Here is a 6,370-nt window from a genome sequence, read left to right as displayed (position 1 = left end):
TTGCTCTTATTCGTTCCGGCCACAAAAGGCGTGGCCTTCACCGGACGCGCTAACGCGCGCCGCAAAGCAAAGCGTTAAGAGGCAAGAAGGTGTACCAGCCAGAAATTATGAAAGATAGAATCGTTTTAGCAGTCAAAGAATTTGCCAGCTCGATCAAACCAGGAAGTAAAGTCATGGCTGATATGTCGTCGCTGGTTGAAGCTACGTCTCAAATACCCCTTTCAAATTTCGACTATTGGGAGCGTTTGATCCGATCTGAGTTTTCTACTGCTATGAGAGAAAGCACTCCTTCTAAATGGAAGCCATGGTCAAAGCCCATCGAAATTTTAACTTGGCTAGATCTTACCAGTTGGGATGGTTATAGACGTGAAAAAACTTTACGTACCCTTTCTGGAGCAGCGCCAAACACTTTCTTTTTTTCATTAGCAGTTAGGAGGCTAAATGATTGGGTTCCAGAGGTTCGTGCTGCTGCGCGAGATACACTTTTAGAATTAGCCAAGGCATCCAACCCCGAATACGTAGTTGAGGCGTTGTGTGTTGCTCTTTCAAACTGGGGCTCGTGGGGTAGAATCGAGGATGCAGATAAAGACGTTCTTCTAAACATTATAGGTGATGAAAATATTGCGCAATCACTTATCCAAAAGATAATGTTTTCAGCTTCTGGGCCAATGACTTCTCTATTCTCTCAGCTAGGCCGTACACCTATATTGGACGGGCGTATGGAAGAAATCGCATCATTCGCCGTACAACCGTCATTACGTGCGAAAGCTTATCGCAGTCTATTTGAAAGCAGAGTAACTTGGTTAGAAGGACGCAAATGGGTCTGGACAGATATCCGATATTGCGAAAAAAAACTAATTCCTATCGTTTCTGAGCGGAAGTTGAGCGTCGAAACACCTATACTCGATCTACTACAAAAATCTGCAAAAGATCGATCATCAATTGTACGTCGAGTTTCCGCAGAAATATTGATTCGAGAGCTAGACACACTAGGTGGTATCGGAAAAGAATTAGCGGACAAATTTGCATCAGATAGTTCCGATGCTGTCTCTGAAAGAGGGAAATTCGCTTTAAAAAAACTTGTAGAGTCAGGTCGTGCAGATGCCTCTTAACAAACAGCTCAAACCGACCTCCACTGCGTTGCTCGTTTTGTGCTTTTTCGCTACGCTAGCACAAAACAATCAACTCCGTTCCGGCGGCTTAGCTGGGCGTTAGAACTACTCAGTGGTTTTATTAGTGGTAAATTTTAGGTGTTAAGTAAACTGGAAGTTCTGGTTCTTGGTATTTTTAAGTAAGGTTTAAAAGGTTGGTAGCTACAAAATCGTGGTAGCCAATTTTTAGTAAAAGGTAGGTTTGCGTTGGGCAGTTTTGCTCTTCTTAGTTTCAATAAGTAAAGTGGTTGGGTAAGGCAAAGCAGTTTCGTTCTTCGTGACTCAAATTGGCAAGCTTTGTCGCGGAAAGTAAAGTAACTTAAATGTTTAGTAGTACACTTTTAGCAACTCAAAATAGCTATTTTCGTGGTGTTCTAACAAGTTGCTCTTATTTGTTCCGGCCACAAAATCGTGGCCTCCACCGGACGCGCTAACGCGCGCCGCAAAGCAAAGCGTTAGGCACCGCAAGTGAAAGGGAAAGTAATTTTAATTCATTTATCTTTTGAAATCGCAGTTCCGATTCTACTACTTGTAAATGCATTTCTAATTCCAGAGCCTTATTCGCATCCAATGATATATGTCGCTCTTGCGCCAAGTAAGCTTATGCCATTTCTAGAAAATCGAGAGTTGATGAGCAATCTAACTCAAGCGCTGTTTGGTCGTATGACCCCAAATTTTGTACCTATACAAATGGTATTTCTGGTGTTGTTTTGGTTTGTAGCTACAGTGGTTTGTTCAGTATTATTTGCATATATAAAAGATAAAAGTAAAAATGCCTAACAAAGTTGTCAAATTGACAGTTTTTCCGCCGCTCCTTTTTGTGCTTAATAGCACAAACGGGCTCCTCCAAAACTGCAATTTACAACGGCGTTATAGCAAAAAAATGAATATCGAAGAATTAATTTGGGAATGGGCGTCTCACAAGGATAAAGAACTTGTATTATCCGTATTTGAGTTCGGAGAAAGCCTTGAAAAGTTAAGCTTGCCTGCAAATGAGCAGGTTGAAGAGTTGGATGGTGAGTGTCCATTTCTGACTGCATGGTATGAGTGGTATTTTGCAGTGTCTCAGTTTAGGGAAAAATTGAATAATCGTTCGATTCCTTCTTTCTTTGACAGTAAGCTTCTTGATGCTCTAAATGAATTAAACAACGCATTTGATGCTCTTAACGAAAAGGAGTGCTTAGAAGGTTCAGAGGAGATTTTATACAAAAAAGGCTGGAGTAAAATTAGAGAGAGCAGCAAGTTACCTCTAGATTTAATCCATTGGAGCCAATTAAAAACAGTAAAGAATGATGTGCTTAAAATGCTATAACAAGGCGCTGCAAGGGAAAAAACTACGCTCCACCAATTTGTGGTTCGCTGCACTCACTTTACCACAAATTAGTTTCGCTCTGTTTTTCCCCTGAGCGCGACGTTATGTTTTTAGATGAATTACGGAAATTGGGAAAAGGCAATATTAAGAAGTGTCGTAAGCGGCTATATCCTGTTAGGGATATGGCTATTTTCGTCTCAGATAATAGATGGCTATATCTTTAATGCTGCTGAGCAATTTCTTGTAATTGGTATAGGTTCAGTTACGTATTGGGGGCTATCTATTTGTGGGTGGGTAATTATAGGCATTCCAGTGCACTTCTCGCTTTGTAAATGGGCAAATCCAGAATGGCGGTTTTATCTCTATATTTGCAGCATCGTCATATTGCTTATCTGGGCAATATACGGTCTGTTCTCAGCATTGTTCTTCGGCGCAGCAATATTGTTTCAAGCAGGTGTGTTTCGTTACTATGTGTTTAAAACCAAAACATAACAAACCGCTCAACCATCAGCAGCTAAAGCTGCTTGGACCTCCGCTGCGTCGCTTATTTTGTGCTTTAATAGCACAAAATGTGGCCTCCACCGGACGCGCTAACGCGCGCCGCAAAGCAAAGCGTTAAGTGTTGCTATGAAATTAAACATCGGAATATTAATTGCCGTAATAATAGTTTCCGCAGGTTTGTGGCAAGCGGATATTGCTAATGACCAAAGTAAGGCAATCAAAATCAGCGAAAACATGCGGCATATAATGACTGAGAATGTGGTTATCAATCACAAGTAGGTTGCACCAAAGCTTTTGATGTTTCTCCAGACCAAATATTACAAGTTGAGCGCATTCGCTACGTTAAAGATTTTATGGCGATTAAAATAAGTCTAGGCACGAAAACCGGTTGGGTTATATATGGTAAAGGCATTGAAGTATATGCGCAGCCCAACACTTAACAAGCAGCTCAAATCGACCTCCACTGCGTTGCTCGTTTTGTGCTTTTCGCTACGCTCGCACAAAACAATCAACTTCGTTCCGGCGGTTTAGCTGGTCGTTAGAACTACTCAGTGGTTTTATTGGTAGTAAATTTTAGGTGTTACGTAAACTGAACGTTTTTGTTTTTGGTACTTTCAAGTACAGTGCAAAATGTTAGCAGCTACGAAATCGTGGTAGCTAATTTTTAGTAAAAAGGTAAATGAGAGTTGGGCAGTTTTGCTCTTCTTGGTTTCAATGAGTAATGTGGTTGTGTAAGGCAGAGCAGTTTCGTTCTTCGTGGTTCAAATTAGTTAACTTGGTCGCGGGAAGTAGGGTAACCTAAATGTTTAGTAGTACACTTTTAGTAATGCAAAATAGTTATTTTTGCAATTGTTCTAACAAGCAGCTCAAATCGACCTCCACTGCGTTGCTCGTTTTGTGCTTTTCGCTACGTTCGCACAAAACAATCAACTTCGTTCCGGCGGTTTAGCTGGTCGTTAGAACTGTTCTGGGGTTTCATAAGTGGTAAATTTTAAGTGTTATGTAAACTGGAAGTTCTGGTTCTTGGTATTTTTAAGTAAGGTGTAAAAAGTTGACAGCTACTAAATCGTGGCAGCTAATTTTTAGTAAAAGGTTTGTTTACGTTGGGCAGTTTTGCTCTTCTTAGTTTCAATGAGTAAAGTGGTTGCGTAAGGCAGTGCAGTTTCGTTCTTCGTGGCTCAAATTGGCAAACGTGGTAGCAGAAAGTAAGGTAGCTCAAATGTTTGGTAGTACACTTTCAGCAACGCAAAATAGCTATCTTCGCGGTTGTTCTAACAAGCAGCTCAAATCGACCTCCACTGCGTTGCTCGTTTTATGCTTTTTCGCTACGCTCGCATAAAACAATCAACTTCGTTCCGGCGGTTTAGCTGGGCGTTAACTTTCGTCCTATGAATACAATACTTACCAGAACTAAACTAATTAAAGTCATTTTAAAAACGGCTTTTGTTGTTTTCGTAGTTTATGCAGGTTATGAAACTTATAAGGCTATTTCTCCTTCTTTTCAGGGCGTCTCCATCCTCGTGGGGTTCCTGATTTGTCTTTACGTTGTCAAATTAATTATAAATTCTCTGCGCCAGCTAATTTCAAATTTCATAACACGCAGAACCGAAAAAGAGCAAGCAGTCTTACTCGTCTTGGGTGAATCCCTGAAATACATGGAAGCTATGGTTTGTGGAGCATTATTTTATTACGCTTATACCGTTAACCAGCGCAATGCAATTATTGTTGTGGTAGCTTGTCTTTTTTATTTGACCTATGAAAAAATAATAACGGCTTTAAACAACAAAAGCTAACAAGTAGGTCAAGTTCGTTACGCCAGCATAGCTGGCTCTACGGGACGCCAAAAGCTCTGCTTTTGCCGCCCCTTACCTAAGCGTTATGTGTAGTTGAGTACAGGAATAATGAATCCTATAGAGCAGAATAAGGGTTTTATTTGTCAGTACCTAGTTTCGTACTGGATTGCCCCAAAAATTACCATTGTATTGGTCATGTGCGGATTTTTCTCGGTATGGCTAAAACTATTTCCGTTACCGCTGTATTTAACCTATATTATTTTGTTTAGTGTCTTTGGAAACTCACTGGTAATCGCTTACCAAGCCGTTAATAAATTTCCAAACGGGGCTTTGTCAGTTTTACTTGTTAGCGGTATTTCTTGGTTTTCGGTGTGGGTATGGTTAGTACAAACTATATAGGCGTATCTGCACATAACAAAAATGTCAAATATCGCTACATGCCTACGGCATTCCGCTGGACTCGCTCCTGCGTCGCTCGCCGTTTACATTGGCGTTAGAACCATTCAGTGGTTTTATCAGTAGTAAATTTTAGGTGTTACGTAAACTGGATATTCTGGTTCTTGGTATTTTCAAGTAATGTGTAAAAGATTGGTATATACAAAATCGTGGTAGCCAATTTTTGGTAAAAAAGTGGATTTACGTTGGGTAGTTTTGTTCTTCGTGGTTTTAATTAATAAAGTGGCGCGTAAAGTCTGGTAGTTTCGTTCTTCGTGTCTCAAATTGGTAAACTTGGTAGCAGAAGTAAGGTAACTTAAATGTTTAGTTGTACGCTTTTAGCACTGCAAAATAGCTATTTTCGTAGTTGTTCTAACAAGTTGCTCTTATTTGTTCCGGCCACAAAAGGCGTGGCCTCCACCGGACGCGCTAAGGCGCGCCGCAAAGCAAAGCGTTATGCATCTCAAGGAAAAAATGCACGATGGATAGATATTATTATTTTTCTCCAGATATAGTTAAGCCGCAGGAGCTTCAAGCTGGTTATGCTTTTGCACGAAATCTTGCTATAGAGTCAGGTGAGCTACTCACAATCTGCGTAAATAGCATTCAGAACTGCGGTCAATTTCTAGATAAGATCTTTAACGAATCAGCTGTCAATAAACTTCGCTCATACAAAACCATTTCCGATAGTTCGGTTTCTGTTTAACTTAAGTCGCCGAAGGGTCTCAAAGGGTATGAAAATTTCGGCATTATCCTAGCTTTACACTCTTCACCAGAAGCTATATCTAAGTTGGAGGGTCCGATTAAAGCTCATTCAATAGTTATGGTCGCTGAAGTTCCTTTCAATGGTATATGCGCACATCTCGAAGCTTGGGCTAGTGAAAAATCAGCTCAGAAGCTAGGTATCGAGTAAAATGCATAACAAAGCCAAGCACAATCGTGCAATGCAAAAAGCGCATTGCACTGGACGGCCTACACTACGTTCCGGCCGCCTGTGTTGGCGGCGTTGTACGTCTTTCGTAGTATTTTCTTAGTTCTAATTTGTCTATATTTTGCCGTCTAAAATTGCAATTCGTTGTCGTTTGAACTTCGGTAAACTAAAGGAACCTCTGATTAACCTAAAAATATTTAGATTATTATTTGAGAATACCGTTTATCAATGAATAATCTAAAATAAA

Annotated in this window: 6 protein-coding genes; all 6 read left to right on the top strand. The window is 40.4% G+C overall.

What is annotated here, in order from left to right; all coding sequences use genetic code 11:
• Positions 1-107: 107 nt before the first annotated feature.
• The 6 genes from ACYQ28_RS18695 (at position 108) to ACYQ28_RS18670 (ending at position 5,156) form a co-directional block, all read left to right on the top strand.
• On the top strand, positions 108-1,112 hold the full coding sequence (locus tag ACYQ28_RS18695) for a hypothetical protein (RefSeq protein WP_460052830.1): 1,005 nt from the start codon (positions 108-110) through the stop codon (positions 1,110-1,112).
• 507 nt (positions 1,113-1,619) lie between these two features.
• Positions 1,620-1,931 carry a hypothetical protein gene (locus ACYQ28_RS18690; RefSeq protein ID WP_460052828.1) on the top strand — a complete coding sequence of 104 codons (312 nt, stop codon included), beginning with the start codon at positions 1,620-1,622 and terminating at the stop codon, positions 1,929-1,931.
• A gap of 103 nt (positions 1,932-2,034) precedes the next feature.
• Positions 2,035-2,463 (top strand): hypothetical protein, encoded by a 429-nt coding sequence (locus ACYQ28_RS18685; RefSeq protein WP_460052826.1) that lies wholly within the window; start codon positions 2,035-2,037, stop codon positions 2,461-2,463.
• Between the two features lie 114 nt (positions 2,464-2,577).
• The gene (locus tag ACYQ28_RS18680; protein WP_460052823.1) at positions 2,578-2,955 is read left to right on the top strand and encodes a hypothetical protein; all 378 of its coding nucleotides are present in this window, start codon (positions 2,578-2,580) and stop codon (positions 2,953-2,955) included.
• Positions 2,956-4,352: 1,397 nt separating this feature from the next.
• Complete coding sequence (locus ACYQ28_RS18675) at positions 4,353-4,757, top strand: hypothetical protein (protein WP_460052821.1); 405 nt, start codon at positions 4,353-4,355, stop codon at positions 4,755-4,757.
• A 108-nt stretch (positions 4,758-4,865) separates the two neighbouring features.
• Positions 4,866-5,156, top strand: coding sequence for a hypothetical protein (locus ACYQ28_RS18670; protein WP_460052819.1), 291 nt, complete (start codon positions 4,866-4,868; stop codon positions 5,154-5,156).
• Positions 5,157-6,370: the final 1,214 nt, after the last annotated feature.

The sequence above is a fragment of the Sessilibacter sp. MAH1 genome (genome assembly GCF_054658315.1).
This window is presented reverse-complemented; position numbering and strand designations above follow the sequence as displayed.

What these genes read in the sequence shown, in the direction of transcription:
- ACYQ28_RS18695 (WP_460052830.1), top strand. Translation starts at nt 108, where the DNA reads ATGAAAGATAGAATCGTTTTAGCAGTCAAAGAATTTGCCAGCTCGATC.
- ACYQ28_RS18685 (WP_460052826.1), top strand. Translation starts at nt 2,035, where the DNA reads ATGAATATCGAAGAATTAATTTGGGAATGGGCGTCTCACAAGGATAAA.
- ACYQ28_RS18680 (WP_460052823.1), top strand. Translation starts at nt 2,578, where the DNA reads ATGAATTACGGAAATTGGGAAAAGGCAATATTAAGAAGTGTCGTAAGC.
- ACYQ28_RS18675 (WP_460052821.1), top strand. Translation starts at nt 4,353, where the DNA reads ATGAATACAATACTTACCAGAACTAAACTAATTAAAGTCATTTTAAAA.
- ACYQ28_RS18670 (WP_460052819.1), top strand. Translation starts at nt 4,866, where the DNA reads ATGAATCCTATAGAGCAGAATAAGGGTTTTATTTGTCAGTACCTAGTT.